The organism is Streptomyces odontomachi (genome assembly GCF_024435355.1).
Taxonomy (GTDB): domain Bacteria; phylum Actinomycetota; class Actinomycetes; order Streptomycetales; family Streptomycetaceae; genus Streptomyces; species Streptomyces odontomachi.
This window is the reverse complement of sequence record NZ_JAMJWG010000042.1, coordinates 1-14,560: the sequence shown is the minus strand read 5'-3', so window position 1 is coordinate 14,560 and position 14,560 is coordinate 1. Positions and strand designations below refer to the sequence as shown.

The window sequence follows — 14,560 nt, the reverse complement described above, 5'->3', positions numbered from 1 at the left end:
GTGCCGGGTGGGTTAGGCGATCAGCAGGGCGCTGGTCCAGCTGGTGGTGTTCGTGCCGTCCAGGGCCAGTCGTGCGCCGGCACGGCCCTCCATGAATCCGGGCTTGGACAGACGGTCGAGGTCAGCGGCGAGGCGGGTGGTCAGGTCGTCGATCACCGGTACGAACCGGGTGGGAGCGGGGCTGTCGTCGGCAACGGCACGGACGACGGTCACCAGGCCGGCCCATCCGTGGCACAGCGAGGCGTCGGTGATCCGGTCGAGGTAGGTCGAGTCGGAGAGCGTGTTCGCGATGGTGTCCTCTGCCGCGAGCTGGCGGGCCGGGTCGCCCAGGGCGAGCGCGGCGAGCTGCTGAGCGCGAGCGATGCCGGGCTGGCCGTAGCACCAGGACGGGCGCGCGGGCGCTGACTCGGGCGGCTTAGGAGCCGTCAATTGGTCGTGGGTGGTCCAGTAGCAGCAGCCATACGTGTCCAGCCAGTGCGCGAACACCTCGATGGCGTCGTGCTGCCCCGGCACCTGGACGCCCTGCCGCGTGGCGAGGGACAGTACCGCCAAGGGCCCAGCGATGCCGTGAGCGACACCGTTGTTGCCATGTCCGCCGTTCATCTGCTCGTCGGCGGGCCCGGCCTGCGACCACCACCCCGGCAGCTCACGGCCCTCGAGGTGGACCGGCTGTGACAGCGAGACGAGGTAGGCCAAGACCTCTTTCAGCAGCAACGGAGCCGCGCTTCGGCCCAATAGCAGTGCGGCCATACCAGTCAAGCCTCGGATGAGGTCGAACTCCGCGAGATGCGGCAGTGCCCCAGAAGCTTGCCGCCGGTGTGCTGCGGCCAGGCGGGCAGTCACGATGCGATCGACGGTGTCGCGGACATCGCGATCGGCGTGGCCGGCTCGGCTGAGTACGAATTCCAGTGCCGGGGCGCCGTGGAAGAGCGAGGCGTTGCCTCCTGCGCTGACGCCGCCGGCAACCGCGCGTGTCAGGCTGTTGTGGGCGGAGGCGAGGTCGCCGCGTTCGAAGTGCAGCAGTGCCACTCCGAGGGCGCCCTCGGACAGATCCTGAGTCCCGGGTGGGGTCGGCGCTGTCATGAGCGCGCCTTCATGGGGATGACGAGGGTGTGGGCCCTGCCGTCGATCCATCCGTCAGCCTCTGGCGGGGGCGCATCATGGAGGGTCGCAATGCCGGTCGGGCTGGCGTCAAGGTGGGTACGCAGGAGGTCCAGGTGCATGTCCTGGTGCAGGTTGAGGGGAAGCTGTTGGTCGTCCTCGGTCAGCAGCACGCGGTCCGGTACGCGGAAGCGGCCCCTCCAGGCATGGAACCGCGCGGCCCACTCATCCAGCGTCGCGGTGCGGTCGAGCAGGTCCCGAGCGCGTACCTTCCAGCGTGCGGCCACCAGGATCGAGCGGCGGTAGTGCACGGCCGGGGTGAAGGGCAGCGTCCATGCCGCGCCCCAGTCGAACCAGGTCACCTGTGGAGTTGTGGCCCGGCTGATCTCGACGAGGAAGCGTGCCAGCGGTGGGGTGTTGTTGTTCCATAGGAAGTTCAGGGCGGTCGGTGCGAGCAGTTCCAGGTGTGTGCCGGTGGCGGCATCGGCGAGGTAGGGGCGGCCGTCACGCATGCCCACGTTCAGGTCAGAGGGGAACAGCACGTCCTTCTCGGGATGGCGGAACTCGCCGACGCTGACCAGCCGGGGCAACACGCGCGGGGCTCGCGCGAGCAGGTCGGCCGGGATGCGACTGGGGTGGAAGGAGAGCTGGGCCAGCTCCGCGCCGGGCTCGACCGTGGGCAGGTTGGCGTACGTGGCGCCGGTATCCGGGAAGAGGTGCCAGAACCTGCCTGTCATCGAGCCGGCCGAGCGCGAGATGGTGGACACCTGGAGTCGGAAGTTTCCCCGTTCCAGGGCCTGCGTCGAGCGGGCGTTGACGGATACCGCCAGTTCGAGGTGCGGCGCGGTACCAGCGGGCTTGCCCGCGGCGGACTCCAGTTCTTCGATCATCGCGCCGGACAGCGGCACCGAGCGAGCGCCTTCAGCCGCTGCGGCGCCCGCGATCTCCAGCAACAGTCGATCCCGTCGGGTCATGGGGCGGGGAGGCTCAGACACGTGGCCGAACCCGTCGGGAAAGCCCAAGCCCTTCTCGCGGTCCAGCACCAGATTCAGAGGGACCTCGGCAGTTTCGCCGTAGTGCTCAGCGAACTGATCGATCCAGCGACGCCATGACGGGATGCCGTTCGGGTGTGTGGCGATCCGAGCCAGAACGGTCGCGGCGGTCTCCGCTTCCGTCAGGACCGCGCTCGGGAGCCGGACCGTGGCGTCCAGCCTCAGATCCGTCGCCGACGAGGTGCTCCGGATCTCCTTCCGCTGGGTGGAGGGAAGGACGTCCGTGGGATCGATGACGGTCGCGGGAGCGCGCAGTGACGAGCGCAGCAACCGCACCCGCAGAAGCTGCGCAAGCAGACGGGCCCTGTGGTGTTCAGCCGTACTTGGAAGCTCGGCGGCGAGCTTTTCCGCCAGGGCCGAGTATCGGATCGGTGATCGGGCTGCATCGAGCACGAGTGCGAAGGCAGGCGTAAGGGCAAGCGAGAACTCCGAGGCGCCCTCGGACGGAACGTGAACCCGCCCTTTTCGCTGCTGAGCAAGATTGTTCACGCATACGTCAACGTCGGCCATGCGCTCGCCGTCGCCCTCCCAGGCGCTGATCGCTGCGTCCAGAGCCACCGGTCCTGGTCGGGCAACCGTCTGGTGCCGTTCCCCGACGCGCACCTCGGCCCTCTTGCCGAACTCGACCAGCGCAACGCCTGCGAACAGGCCGAACGGGGTGGAGCGCCGCGCGTATCTGATCGCGTACCGGGCTGTGGCCAGTGCCGCACGTCGCACCCGGCGCACCTTCGGCGAGCGGCCATCGACGATCGACTGGACCTGGTGTGCGAGGTCCGGGCTGGCGCTGGACACAGCCTGCCGGAAGGTGTCGTCGGCCCAGACTACGGCCAGCCACGTACGCCAGCGCCGGAGCGGAGCGGCAGGTCCCGGCCAGGGCGGCATAACTGGCTCGGCGAGGTTCGCCGCAGCGCGCAGCATCCCTTCGCCGGTCCCCCTGTACAGGCTGTGCCGTAAGCGCGTCATCACCCAGACTCCGTTCTTGGCAGGAAGGGTGTGGGCCGGACGGAGGCGATCCGTCCGGCCCACAGCGACGGACCGGCGTGTTACGACGTGGTGCAGGCGCTCGGGCAGGAGCTTCCGCAGTTGTCGCCGGTGCTGCACATCAGCACCGTCTCGGTCGTCGGCGTGTTCTCGATGAAGGTGATGTCGAGTTGAAACGGGTCGTCGTCGGCGGTCGGCTGCTGGGGAGTAACCGGGCGGTCGATTTGCACGGTCATGCAGGCTCCTTAGGGCAATGGGCTGGTGGTGCAAGGTTCCGGACCCAGCGGGGATCACGGCGATCTCCGCCGGCCCGGCGACTTGATGCCAGTAAGAGGTGAGAACTCCGCCCGCTGCGTCGTCACCACCGGGGGAACGATCGGATTCCCGCGGCGAGTGGGGCAGTCCAGGGGAACGGTGTCGAGCAAGCCGGAGGCTGCGCTGCGCTGGTCGTCGTGCTTGACGACGTCGGCGAAGACCGGAGAGCTCAGGCGGAGGCTGGCAGCCGCAGGCAGCCCCGTATTCGCGACGGCCGCACGGTCTCTGTGCCGGTTCGGACACTCCCCAGGCAGACCTGATGGCGGTAGGTGACGAACGCCGGCCCGGACGGCCTCTCGACCAACTGAGCCTGGGAGGACTCGTTCTCCTCGATCGGCTGAAGGCAACGGACGTAGAACATGGCACAGATCTCCTCATGCGGGAACAAAGTGCCGTTCGGACGCGGTGGTGCGCGCCTCAGAGACGACGGCGTGTGGTGCGCCGGACTCCAGCAGAGGCAATGGCCAGAGCTTCGGTGTGCCGGCGACAGCAGTGGTGGGGATCAAGAATTCCCGCTGCTCAATGACCGTACGGAGGCGCGTATGTGCCGGAAAAGGAATGTGCACGAACTTGCACGACGTCACCCGAGCGCATCGATGGCGGACGTAATCACGCTCCGGGCCGCCGTCCCGTAGACCGCCAGATCCGCCAGTGCGCTGAACGTCCGTTCGTACAGGGTGATCTCGCGCGGCTGCGTCACGGTGATCTCGGCGGTCACCAGATCGACGAGGACCCGTTCCTCATCGAAGATCCAAAATCCCTCCACGGGCCACATGCCGCGGACCGCGCTGGCCGGGATGACTCCAAGGCTCACCTGCGGGAACGCGGCTGCGCTGAGCAAGTGCCCCAACTGCCCGGCCATCACATCATCCGGGGCAACGCGAGCCCGCAGAGCGGACTCTTCCACAAGAAACGCGAAGGTGCGCCCGCCCTCGTGCAAGACCTTCTGCCGGTGCAGACGAGCGGCGACCGCGGCTTCCGTGTCGTCGGGGATGTGCTGGAAGGCGATGATTGCGCCCATTAGCGCGCGTGCGTATGAGGCGGTTTGGAGCAGGCCTGGAATCACACCCGGTTCGTAGACCCGCATATGTCGGGTGCGCTCGTACAGGGGCAGGACAGCTTCCTGCGACGAGCGCATGCCGGCGCGCGTACGGTGACGCCACTCGATGTACATGCCGTCTATGCCGCGGGCGGAGGCGATGAGATCAGGGATCTGGTCCTGGGCCTGGCACAGGGTGGCCCAGGACCGGATGTCGTCGTCGGACGGTGGCGTCCTGCCGTGTTCAAGCCGCGAGCACTTCGACTCGTGCCAGCCTGCCCGGCGTGCCAGTTCACGGCAGGTGAGGCCAGCGTCCTTGCGGATCGCCCGCAGGCGCAGGCCGAACGTTTCCCTGGCCTGCTGGACGCTGGATGACGGTGATGGCATGAGGACGGGCAGTGCGAGGGCTTACGCGGGTTTGTACTCGGCGTGCGGGACTGCGCGCTTCCACACCGCAGTGAAGGCTGCTGCGCACAGTTCCACGACCGCGGGATCCTCGGTCACCTCGATGCCGCCTCCCGGTGGCCACTCGCCGTCCCCGGAGAGATGGATGATGAGCGCCACGCGGGAGTCGAACAACCAGAAATCGTTCCCGGGTAGCGCCAGGTCGGTGGCCCGACGGCGGGGCAGCCACCGGACTTCCTCCCCGGCCGCCGCGTTGTGCCCCTCGGTGGCTTCGTACTCAAACCGTACGTAGTCACTGATGGGTTCCGAGACGATGCGGGCCCTCTGGACCGCGACGCCACGCTGAACCGACTCCCGTACCAGGCTGGCCCACCACTCGTCTTCCTCTGTCGTTAGCGGCGGTTCGCCTTTCTGCCAGGCGATGAACGACGGATCGCTGCGCATGTAGCTGTCCCGCATCTCCAGGTGGACTGCGGACGTACGTGCACGGCGGAACAGAGCGTCGAACTCAGACTCCGTCGCCACCTTTCACCTCCAGGAAGAACTGCACCATGCGCCTGGGGAATTCGATCACGGTCTCGTGGCCGGGGATGTCCATGTTGGACAACCGTGCGGAGTCGGTGACCTTCCAGCCTTGCAGGATGTAGTTGTCGGTCTCGTCGTCGTAGTACACGGTGGGCGAGCCACCGTTCTTACTCTCGGGGTCCTTGCCGAGCTTGTGCAATGCCATGATCAGTCCTGTTCGTCGGTCTGGACGAGTGACTTCTTCGAGCTTGCGCGCCAGGCCTTACCCCTCACCAGGAGTGTGCACGAACTTGCACGCACGGTGCCAGTGGATCGGCTGCGGGGTGCACGATCGGACGTTGTGGGTGCCGAAAAGGTCATCCGAGCTGGTCAGGCGGCACGGTGGTATTCGTGGAGGGTTCCGCTGATGCGGTCGCGTCTGTGTATGTTCAGGTGGGTGATCTGGTCCGGATCGGTGATTGGTTCGGGGTGTGAGCGCAGTGGTGATGATTGGCCGAGCGCACGATGCGGGCGATGGCTGTTGTAGTGCTCCTCAAACTCCCGGAGAGCGTAGAGGAGATGGCGCTGGTTCCAGATGAGTGTGCGATCGAGCAGCTCACGGCGGCAGGTGCGTACCCAGCGTTCCATGATCGCGTTCATGCGGGGCATGCGGATGCCGGTGAGTACCACTTCGATCCCGGTAGCCGCGAGGATTGCGTCGAACAGCTGGGGATACTTGCCGTCCCGGTCCCGGATCAGGAAACGCGTGCGATGACCGGCGTCCTCCAGGTCCATGATCAGGTTCCGCGCGGCTTGTCCACCCAGGCGGCGGTGGGGTGCGCGGTGGCTCCCAGGATCCGGATCCGCCGACTGGCGTGCTCGATCACTGCAAGCACATGCAGTCGGGTACCGGTCAGCGTGACGGTCTCGAAGAAGTCGCATGCGAGGAGGGCATCGGCTTGCGCGTGCAGGAAGTCGGCCCAGGTGGTGGTGGAGCGCTGCGGAGCCGGATCGATTCCGGCGGTGCGCAGGATCTCCCAGACAGTGGAGGCCGCGACGCTGATGCCGAGCATGGCGAGTTCGCCGTGGATCCGTCGGTAGCCCCAGTTCGGGTTCTCTTTCGCGAGCCGCAGGACCAGGAGCCGAATGGACCGTATGGTCCGTGGCCGGCCGGTGCGCCTGGGGCGTGAGCGGGCGGCATGTCGACGCCTTACGAGGTCTCGGTGCCAGCGCAGGACGGTGTCCGGGCGGATCAGCAGTCGTAGCCTGCGCAGGGTTTGTTGGGAAGGCTGTGGAGTAAGGCGGCGAGGAACGCGCGGTCCTCGGGTGCAAAGTCCGGCCGGGTCATACCGAGCTGCCGTTCAAGGACTGCGAGCTGGTGTCGCAGAGCGAGGATCTCCACGTCCTTGTCCCGGTCGCTCATCGGCAGCAGCCGCAGTGCGGCGAAAGCGTTCGTGACTGCCAGATAGGCCAAGCGTAGTAACACGATCGATCATTATGCAGGAGTTGACCTGCCGGGGACGTTGATCAGCCCTCCAGGCTCGCTTGTCCAGCCAGGCTCTTCACCAGCACGGATAGACTTTTCGGCACGCACACCGTTGCGCCAACCGGGAGGGCATCCTCGAGGCCAGCGGCGTCCGACCCGGGCTTCACCAAGGCCTGCCGTCGGAGTCGAACCGACGACCTCCGCATGACGAGTCAGGGAACGCCCGCGTCAGACCGAGGACGCCAGGTACGCGCGGGCGGCACGGGCATCCTGCGCGCTGACCACCTCGCGTGTGGTCGCGAGGAAGTCACCGAGCGGTGTCCGGGCGATCAGGTGGTCGCCGACGAAGTCCTCGTACGACGCGTCGTCGCCTCGCGTCGCCGGATCCACGCGGTTCAGCACCACACTCGGCACCGGCATGCCGTAGGCCAGCCAGCGCCGGACCGGGTTCGTGACATGGTCCGGCACCCGGCTGCGGCGCCAGCGGTCGCGGCGGTCGCGTTCCCTGCGCGCCTCGTCGGCGACGGCCAGGCGCAGTTCCTCCAGTGATCCGATGTCGCACCACCGGGCCGCGTAGTCGAGCAGCCGGGCGAGTTCCGGCGCGAGTGCGTACTCGGCGGTCGCGGCGACGAGCACCCCGGTCGGGGGCAGCGGACTGTCCGCGAGGACGAGGACGTCTGCGATGTCCTTGGGGTTGAAGGGCCGCTGGAAGCCCTCCTCGCAGAGTGCCATCAGGTCATGGACGGTCTGTCCGGCACCCGGGTCGAGCATGCGCGGGCCGACAGCTCGCCCGTTGCCGGCCAACGGAGTCGGGAAGAGCTCAGCCTTCATGGGCTTGTCCAGCCAGGGATCTTCGGAGGGCCACTGCACGGTGACGACGGGGAACGGCGCGGGGGTGCCGTACAGGGTGATCCGGACGTCGGCCATGGGCCGCTCGGCGACGATCGCGGCGGCGGCACGCCAGAGTTCGGTCCTCTCGGGCACCCATATGTCGGCATCGCCGACGGGCCGGAGCAGGGCACGCGGATAGGAGGCCGCCATCGACGCGCCCTTGACGATCCTTGCCGACGGCGCGCGTGCCACCACGGTTCGCATGACGTCGGCGTACCCGGACGCCCGACCGCGGGCACGCGCCAGGGTGTCGCGGGAGCCGGAGCCGAGGGCTGCTCCCTCGCGCTCGGCGACCGACAGCACGAGGTGCGGCAGCGTGCTGCGGACCTGAGCCGCCGTGGACAGCAACAGATAGGGGGAGACGCCCTCGTCCAGCCCGAAGATTCTGGCCAGTAGCGGGAGGCTGAGCTGGTCGACTAAGCGGGCGCCCGCCCCGCCGCCCGCATCCGCACCGTTCACCACACGCGTCGTCCCCGTGCCCGCCATCGCATCCGCTCCTCGCACCCCGCTCGGTGGACGGTAGGAGGTCGCCGAGAGGCGCCCGTCGCGGGACCGGTCACCCGGCCTCGCGACGAGTCGCACTCTGGCGATGCCCCATCCGTCCCGGTCAGCCCTCGCCGCCCACGGCGGCCACGGGCTCGGCGGGAAGCTGTCCCTCGAATTCCTCGCGGCTGTCCTGGCGGACCTGGGACTCTTCCTCGGCTATTTGCGGCTGCACCACGTTGCACATCATGTCGGAATTCACTTCCACTCTGCTCGGATTCATGTTCTGGACATAACTTCCGCGTACCATGCGGCACGGTCGTACTCGCCGAATACCCTGATCACTGCGTGCGGCTTCGGCCTTTCTCTTCCTGGCCTGCTACCAACCCGGATTCTCGGGAAGCGCCAGGGAGAGGTACTTTCCACGGTCCTCCACCAGGATCTGCGCCTTGAGGCAGCCCCTGAGGAAGGATTCCAGCTCGTGGAGCCCGGGGGAATCGCAGCCATGACCGAGTTCGTCATGGATTCTTTCCGCTGTACGCGGCGCCTCGCCGCAGGCGAGGTACGCTGCCGCCCGCCAGCCGGTGAGCACCGCGCGACGTGGCGTTCCGGTCCGTTGGTCGATGACCGTGATCCGGCCGGGCGCCGCCTGGTAGATCAAGCGAGGTGGCGGCCCCTCCCAGGCCTTCTGCCAGGCTTCGACTGCACTGTCGAGTGCACTGTGGGCCGTGCCGCTCGCGATGTCGGGAGCGTCGTAGTCGAAGAAATAGGCTATCTCGGTATGGTCCATGCGCTGCGGATAGACATGCCGATAGCAGGCACGCGGCCTGATGTTAGAGATGTGGAATGAGGGATCGGTGTAATAGGGACTGAAGCGTTCGAGCCAGATCTGCCCCGATCCGGAGGGCGGTTGCAGATGCCAGAGCGCCGGAATAATATCCAACTGCTCCTTGTAGTCGGCATCGGTCTCGCCCGGGAATCCGGTGAGCATGTTCCAGAAGACCGTGATGCCGTAATATCGCGCCCACTTCAGCAGTCTGATGTTGATGAGCTTGTTCGAGCCCTTGCGCATGAGCTCCAGGATGTTGGTGCTCAGGCTCTCGATACCCGGCTGGATCCGGTGGACGCCAGCCTGTCGCAGCATCGCGAGCTGGGCACGCGACAGGTTGGACTTGGTCTCGAAGAAGAGGTTGATGTCCCAGTGGCGTTCGGCCAGGTCCGAGCAGAGCGACGAGAAGTACTTCATGTCGAGGATGTTGTCGACGGCATCGACGTGCAGCGCCGGATACTGGCCGAGTAGCAGTTCCAGGTCCGCCATCGCGCCGTCGCCGCTCTTCGACCGGTAGGCCATGCCCAGAGCGTTCAGGCCACAGAACGTGCAGTGGTGCTTCTCGCCCCACCAGCAACCACGCGAGAACTCGACGGGGATCTTGACGGGCTCGCCACCGAGGATGCGGGACCGGTCGTCCTGCGCCATCCGGCTGAAGTACTCGCGGTAGTCGGGGGTGGGGAGAGTGTTGAGGTTCCGCAGGATCGGTGTGCTGATCGCGGTGCTCTCCTGGGCGCAGCCGCGACCGTGCACGCCCGGGATGCCGACGGGTTCCCGCCGTGCGAGGGCCCGCAGCAGCGCGGGGAACGCCAGATCGGCCTCGCCGCTGACCACGTAGTCGATCCAGTCGATGTGGCGCGCGTACTCGATGCCCATGTGCCCGTCGAAGTTCGCTCCGCCGTAGATGAGCGGCAGGTCGGGATGGCGCTCCTTCAGGTGTCTGCCCAGTGCGAGGGACGGGGCGTTCTGGAGGAACGTCGAGGTGAACCCGACCGCGTCGTACGCGCTCCAATCGACGGTGTCCGCCCACTCTCGAAGAAAGCGCGGGACGCCCTCCCGGCGCAGGGTGACCAGGTCGTCGGTCCCCTTGCCCGTGAGGTCGCGCCAGATGCCGGCGATCTCGGGGAAGTCGGCGAAGTACTCGTGCTCGGCGGTGACCTCGCCGAACGCGGCGTACGAGAAGAGCCATTCGCCCAACAGGTGCAGGCGGCCCGCGTGCATCTCCGAGACGGAGTTGTAGACCTCTGGTCCGATCAGCAGCGCGAACTCGAGGTTGGGGTAGTGAACCTCGCAGCAGTGCCCGTCGGCTGCCGCGATGGACTTGAGCAGCCCGCACTGGATGGACGGCGCATCGAGCCGGGACCAGGGCATGTTGACCAGCGCGACGTTCAGCGTGCGCTCCGCGGTGTTCAACGCCCCACCTCCTGCGGGCCGGCGAGCAGGTAGTCGGTGTGGCGCATGAGGCCACGGGAGCGCGCGGTCCGTTCGTCGAGGTTCAGAGACTTGATGAGCCAGCGCGTGCGCAGGGCGTTCTCGTCGCCGACCCGTACGACCTCGCGTCCGTGGAGGGCCAGGTTGTTGCAGACCGCGACGAAATCGCCCGGCTGCATGAGGAGTCTCTTCTTGACCTCATGGGGCAGCAGAGCCAGCTTCTCGGCGAGCCGCCGGCTCTCCGGACTCGTCCCCCGGGTACGTCCCTCGATGAACCGGAATTCTGCTTCGCCGGTCAGGATCGGATGCACGTCGCGCTCGGAGTTGTCGACTCCTCCGTCACGCAGATCAGGATCGGAGGGCGTGACGTACACCGGAGCACGGAGTAATTCACGTTCCGCTTCGTCGAGAAGGCCGATGACATCGACGTTTCGAACGAATGAGGTGTAGACCTCGTTGGCCGGGTCGGTGCGCATGCCGATCATATAGAGATGTTCCGGGACGACCGGCTGATTCCCGAGATCCTTGTGGAAGGGCTGCCCCAGAACCCCACGTGACGAGTGCGTTTCCCATCTGATGCGACTCGGATAGATATCGTAGAAGACATCGCCGCCGCTGATGTCGAGCCGCCCGACGGGGCGGGTAGCGGAAAGAAACGCGTAGGCCTCAAGAAATGCTTCCGCGATGAACGTCTTCTTGATCCGGTACTTGGAGTACAGCGGATCGTCCGGATCGAAAGTCTCGACGTCCTGGTCGATGGGGCAGTTGCGTATGAGCACCACAGGCCGCTCGACGCGGCGATCCCGGTCGACACTCCTACAGAAGTCCGTGAACGAGCGCGGCAGCCGCCCGGATTCGACCAGCTCACGCACGCTGCGGCGAAACGGCTCGTAGCATCGGTAGGGACTGAAAGGTATGCCCGCGAATTCTTTGCACAGATCGAGTCGCGCGCTGTCGGAGAACACGTAATCAGGGCTCAGCATGGCGACCGGAGAAAACATCTGGAACTTTCCCCTAGATCTAGCTGTCACGGACAGGAGATCCCTGATCCTGAGCTCCATCCACCTGCCTTGTCAAGAGCTACGCAACAAGATATTTATCGGGCTGGAAGCCCTACTCGCGCAGCCACACAGTCGCACATGCGGAGCGTATTGTTCCATTTAGGATCGTTGACAGTCGATGCTTGCCCTGCCAACATAAAAAATCCGCGACAGCGCATTGCCGGGACAATCGCACGCCGATCGAGGGGAATTGGATATTCCGAATTCGTACAGGCCGCGGAACCCGGAAGGGTATTCGATCTTTCATATCCTTCTGCGTCGCGCGTCCGGCCGCTTCGCGCGTCCGGCCGTAAAGGAGGATGCACGGTGACAGAGCCCGCTCTTCAGGTCCAGTCCGTCACTCGATCGTTCGGCGCCGACGGGCAACGGATCAAGGCACTGGACAGCGTCTCCTTCGATGTGCGCAGCGGCGAGATCGTCGCGCTGTTGGGTGCCAACGGCGCGGGCAAGACGACCCTGGTGAAGATCGCCTCGACGCTGCTGCTCCCCACCGGCGGTACGGTCCGGGTGCTCGGCGCGGACGTCGTGGAGCACACCAGACAGGCGCGGCGCCTGGTGGGAGTGGTCTTCGGCGGCGATCGGGGTCTGTACACGAGGATTTCAGGGCGGGAGAACCTACGGTTCTTCGGCATGCTCGCCGGTTTACCCAAGGCCCTGCTGCGTGAGCGCGTGCCGGCCATGCTGGCGAGCGTCGGTCTGGCCGATGCCGCCGACCGGCGGGTGGAGACCTACTCCCGGGGCATGAAACAGCGTCTGCACATCGCGATCGGCCTGATCGCCGACCCCCGCGTGCTCCTCCTCGACGAGCCCACCGTCGGCCTCGACCCGATCGAGGCCGACCGGCTGCGCGACACCGTCGCACGGCTGCGCTCCGACGGGGTGGCCGTGCTCCTGACCAGTCACTACCTGTTGGACGTCGAAAGGCTCGCCGACCGGGTGGTGATGCTGGACCACGGCCGTCTGACGGCAGACCAGCCGCTCGCCCAGTTCGCCGAACGCGCGGGCTACGCGGCCGTCGTAGCCGTCCGCGTCCGGGGCGAACTCGACGATCCCGGACAGCTGCTGCCCCATGGCATGTCGGTCGACTCCCTGGAGCGGACGGCGGACGGTACCGAGCTGACCCTCCGGCTGCGCAGCTGGGACGGCGGGGCGCTCACCCGGATCGGCGAGCTCCTGAAAGGTCGGGACCTGCTGGACATGCAGGTCAGGCCTGCCCGCCTGGAGGAGTCGTTCGCCTCGTCGCTCGACGCGCCGGCAGACGCCTCGGCATCGGCATCGGATGTGACCGCGTGAGTCACCCCTTGGTCGAACGGTGCGTCAGCGGCATCGAAGTGATCACAGCCAGTGCCCGGATGCGCATCGCGGAAATCCGGGCCACCCCGGGCATGTTGGTCTTCCTGGTCGTTCAGCCGGCCGCGTTGCTGCTGATCGTCCTGCACAGCTCCGCGGACACGTCGCCGCCCGCGGTGTCGCGGGCGGTCTTCGGCACTTTGCTGACCGCGTTCTGGGCGGTGACCATCCGAGGCACGGCCGCCGTCCTCGCCCGGGACCGGGCGCAGGGCGTACTCGGCCGAGCCGTCACCGGTGCGCGGGACGCCCGGCTGATAGTCATCGGAAAGGGACTCGGCGCCGGACTGACCGGAATCGTCGCGATCGCCGCGACCACCCTGGTCGTGCTGCTGCTACTCGGCCTCCCCGTGCAACTCAGCCACCCAGGCTGGCTGGCCGTCGGCGTGGCCGCCGTGCTGGTCTCGGGCGCCGCCGCGGGTCTGCTGCTGGCCTGCCTGTTCGTGCTCACCCGGCACGCGGCGACGCTGTCCACCTCAGTGATCTACGTGGTGTACCTGCTGGGCGGGATGCTCGTACCGGACCGGATGCTGCCGTGGGCGGTGCGCTGGCTCTGCTACGGCATCAGCCTCCGTTGGCTCCAGGAGTTCCTGGCCGGTGCCGCCACCGGAACGGTCGACCTGCGCGCGCTCGTCATCGCGTTGGGGCTGACTGTGGCGTACGGCGTAGCCGGAGCACTGCTCTTCGAGCGCATGGTCACCCGAGCTCGGGCGGAGGCGACACTTGATCTCTTCTGACCAGGCGCAGGCCACGATCAGGCTGGGCTTTCTCGAACACCTCGCGGCTCACCCGCCGCGGATCATGCTGGTGGGCATCTGGCCCATCGCGATCGCCCAGAGCCTGTTCTACACGATGCTCGGGCGGGTCACGGGCGGCCCCGGAGGCGGGGAGTTCGCGTTCACCGGTTCCGTCGCCATGGTGCTGACCCTGAGCACCATCGGCGGGCTCGGTTATCTGCCCGGAGAGGACAAGGCGGCCGGCACCTTTCACCGTCTCCAGCAGAGCGACGTGTCACCGGCCACCATCTTCGCGCTGCGGTCGCTGCCCTGGCTGGGGCAGGCCATGATCGCCGTCCTGCTGTGCCTGGCCGTCACGGGACCGCTGACCGGCCACGCCGCCACCAGCCTCGCGCTGCTCCCGCTGCTCCCGCTGCTCCTGCTCATGGCCGCCAGCAGCGCGGCGGCGGGCCTCGCGGTGGCCTCCACCTCGCTCGGCCGGCGGGCCGAGGTGCTGGCCAACAACGGGTTCCAGTACCTGCTGATCGTCGCCGGCGGCATGGTCGTCCCCGCCGGTCGGGCCCCCGTACTCGACGCCATCGGCTCGATGCTTCCACTGCGCCACGGCGTACTGGCCATCCGGGCCTACCTCGACCCGGGAACCGCCCAGGCCGCGGGCGGCTGGGTCGCACAGGCGGGACTCGAAGCCATCGTGGGGATCGGCTGGGCGGCCGTCGCCGCCGGGCTCTATCGATGGCAGGGGCACCGTGCCCGGGTGCACGCGACAGGCGACTTCGTCTAGGGGGCGGGCCGGTCATGCACGAGATCATCAGGCCCATCCGGGTTGAGCTCGATCCCGCGCCCTCCCGGACGCAGATACGCGAGGCGGTCGCGCGGCTCGACCCCGGGTGCCGGCTAG

Annotated in this window: 12 protein-coding genes and 1 pseudogene; 3 read left to right on the top strand and 10 right to left on the bottom strand. The window is 67.2% G+C overall.

Features of this window, described 5'->3' with window-relative positions:
* Window positions 1-12: 12 nt before the first annotated feature.
* The 10 genes and pseudogenes from NQO67_RS41625 to NQO67_RS41580 form a co-directional block, all read right to left on the bottom strand.
* Window positions 13-1,083 carry a lanthionine synthetase C family protein gene (locus NQO67_RS41625; RefSeq protein ID WP_255955808.1) on the bottom strand — a complete coding sequence of 357 codons (1,071 nt, stop codon included), beginning with the start codon at window positions 1,081-1,083 and terminating at the stop codon, window positions 13-15.
* The gene (locus NQO67_RS41620) at window positions 1,080-3,035 is read right to left on the bottom strand and encodes a lantibiotic dehydratase family protein (protein WP_255955824.1); all 1,956 of its coding nucleotides are present in this window, start codon (window positions 3,033-3,035) and stop codon (window positions 1,080-1,082) included. The genes NQO67_RS41625 and NQO67_RS41620 overlap by 4 nt, the downstream gene beginning before the upstream one ends.
* 161 nt (window positions 3,036-3,196) lie before the next feature.
* Window positions 3,197-3,370 carry an FxLD family lanthipeptide gene (locus tag NQO67_RS41615; RefSeq protein ID WP_255955806.1) on the bottom strand — a complete coding sequence of 58 codons (174 nt, stop codon included), beginning with the start codon at window positions 3,368-3,370 and terminating at the stop codon, window positions 3,197-3,199.
* A gap of 659 nt (window positions 3,371-4,029) precedes the next feature.
* A complete protein-coding gene (locus tag NQO67_RS41610; RefSeq protein WP_255955804.1) occupies window positions 4,030-4,875 on the bottom strand; it encodes a helix-turn-helix domain-containing protein in 846 nt (281 codons plus the stop codon).
* Window positions 4,876-4,896: 21 nt separating this feature from the next.
* The gene (locus NQO67_RS41605) at window positions 4,897-5,418 is read right to left on the bottom strand and encodes a DUF6879 family protein (protein ID WP_255955803.1); all 522 of its coding nucleotides are present in this window, start codon (window positions 5,416-5,418) and stop codon (window positions 4,897-4,899) included.
* Window positions 5,402-5,623 (bottom strand): hypothetical protein, encoded by a 222-nt coding sequence (locus tag NQO67_RS41600; protein ID WP_255955802.1) that lies wholly within the window; start codon window positions 5,621-5,623, stop codon window positions 5,402-5,404. Before NQO67_RS41600 ends, NQO67_RS41605 begins: the two co-directional genes overlap by 17 nt.
* A gap of 164 nt (window positions 5,624-5,787) precedes the next feature.
* Window positions 5,788-6,883, bottom strand: a pseudogene (locus NQO67_RS41595) (integrase core domain-containing protein).
* Between the two features lie 228 nt (window positions 6,884-7,111).
* Window positions 7,112-8,260 carry a nucleotidyltransferase family protein gene (locus NQO67_RS41590; protein ID WP_255955801.1) on the bottom strand — a complete coding sequence of 383 codons (1,149 nt, stop codon included), beginning with the start codon at window positions 8,258-8,260 and terminating at the stop codon, window positions 7,112-7,114.
* 376 nt (window positions 8,261-8,636) lie between these two features.
* Window positions 8,637-10,499 (bottom strand): RiPP maturation radical SAM C-methyltransferase, encoded by a 1,863-nt coding sequence (locus NQO67_RS41585; RefSeq protein WP_255955800.1) that lies wholly within the window; start codon window positions 10,497-10,499, stop codon window positions 8,637-8,639.
* Complete coding sequence (locus NQO67_RS41580; protein WP_255955798.1) at window positions 10,496-11,578, bottom strand: hypothetical protein; 1,083 nt, start codon at window positions 11,576-11,578, stop codon at window positions 10,496-10,498. The genes NQO67_RS41585 and NQO67_RS41580 overlap by 4 nt, the downstream gene beginning before the upstream one ends.
* Window positions 11,579-11,884: 306 nt before the next feature.
* On the opposite strand from NQO67_RS41580, the gene NQO67_RS41575 reads away from it, so the two are divergent.
* The 3 genes from NQO67_RS41575 to NQO67_RS41565 are packed head-to-tail and all read left to right on the top strand — an operon-like array spanning window position 11,885 to window position 14,443.
* A complete protein-coding gene (locus NQO67_RS41575) occupies window positions 11,885-12,871 on the top strand; it encodes an ABC transporter ATP-binding protein (protein ID WP_255955797.1) in 987 nt (328 codons plus the stop codon).
* Window positions 12,872-12,930: 59 nt separating this feature from the next.
* On the top strand, window positions 12,931-13,662 hold the full coding sequence (locus NQO67_RS41570) for an ABC transporter permease (protein ID WP_255955796.1): 732 nt from the start codon (window positions 12,931-12,933) through the stop codon (window positions 13,660-13,662).
* Window positions 13,649-14,443, top strand: a complete 795-nt coding sequence (locus NQO67_RS41565) for an ABC transporter permease (protein WP_255955795.1) — start codon at window positions 13,649-13,651, stop codon at window positions 14,441-14,443. Before NQO67_RS41570 ends, NQO67_RS41565 begins: the two co-directional genes overlap by 14 nt.
* Window positions 14,444-14,560: the final 117 nt, after the last annotated feature.

Excerpts from the sequence above, each read along its gene's own strand:
- NQO67_RS41615 (WP_255955806.1), bottom strand. The coding sequence starts at position 3,370 with ATGACCGTGCAAATCGACCGCCCGGTTACTCCCCAGCAGCCGACCGCC.
- NQO67_RS41610 (WP_255955804.1), bottom strand. The coding sequence starts at position 4,875 with ATGCCATCACCGTCATCCAGCGTCCAGCAGGCCAGGGAAACGTTCGGC.
- NQO67_RS41620 (WP_255955824.1), bottom strand. The coding sequence starts at position 3,035 with ATGCCGCCCTGGCCGGGACCTGCCGCTCCGCTCCGGCGCTGGCGTACG.
- NQO67_RS41590 (WP_255955801.1), bottom strand. The coding sequence starts at position 8,260 with ATGGCGGGCACGGGGACGACGCGTGTGGTGAACGGTGCGGATGCGGGC.
- NQO67_RS41580 (WP_255955798.1), bottom strand. The coding sequence starts at position 11,578 with ATGGAGCTCAGGATCAGGGATCTCCTGTCCGTGACAGCTAGATCTAGG.
- NQO67_RS41625 (WP_255955808.1), bottom strand. The coding sequence starts at position 1,083 with ATGACAGCGCCGACCCCACCCGGGACTCAGGATCTGTCCGAGGGCGCC.
- NQO67_RS41600 (WP_255955802.1), bottom strand. The coding sequence starts at position 5,623 with ATGGCATTGCACAAGCTCGGCAAGGACCCCGAGAGTAAGAACGGTGGC.
- NQO67_RS41570 (WP_255955796.1), top strand. The coding sequence starts at position 12,931 with ATGCGCATCGCGGAAATCCGGGCCACCCCGGGCATGTTGGTCTTCCTG.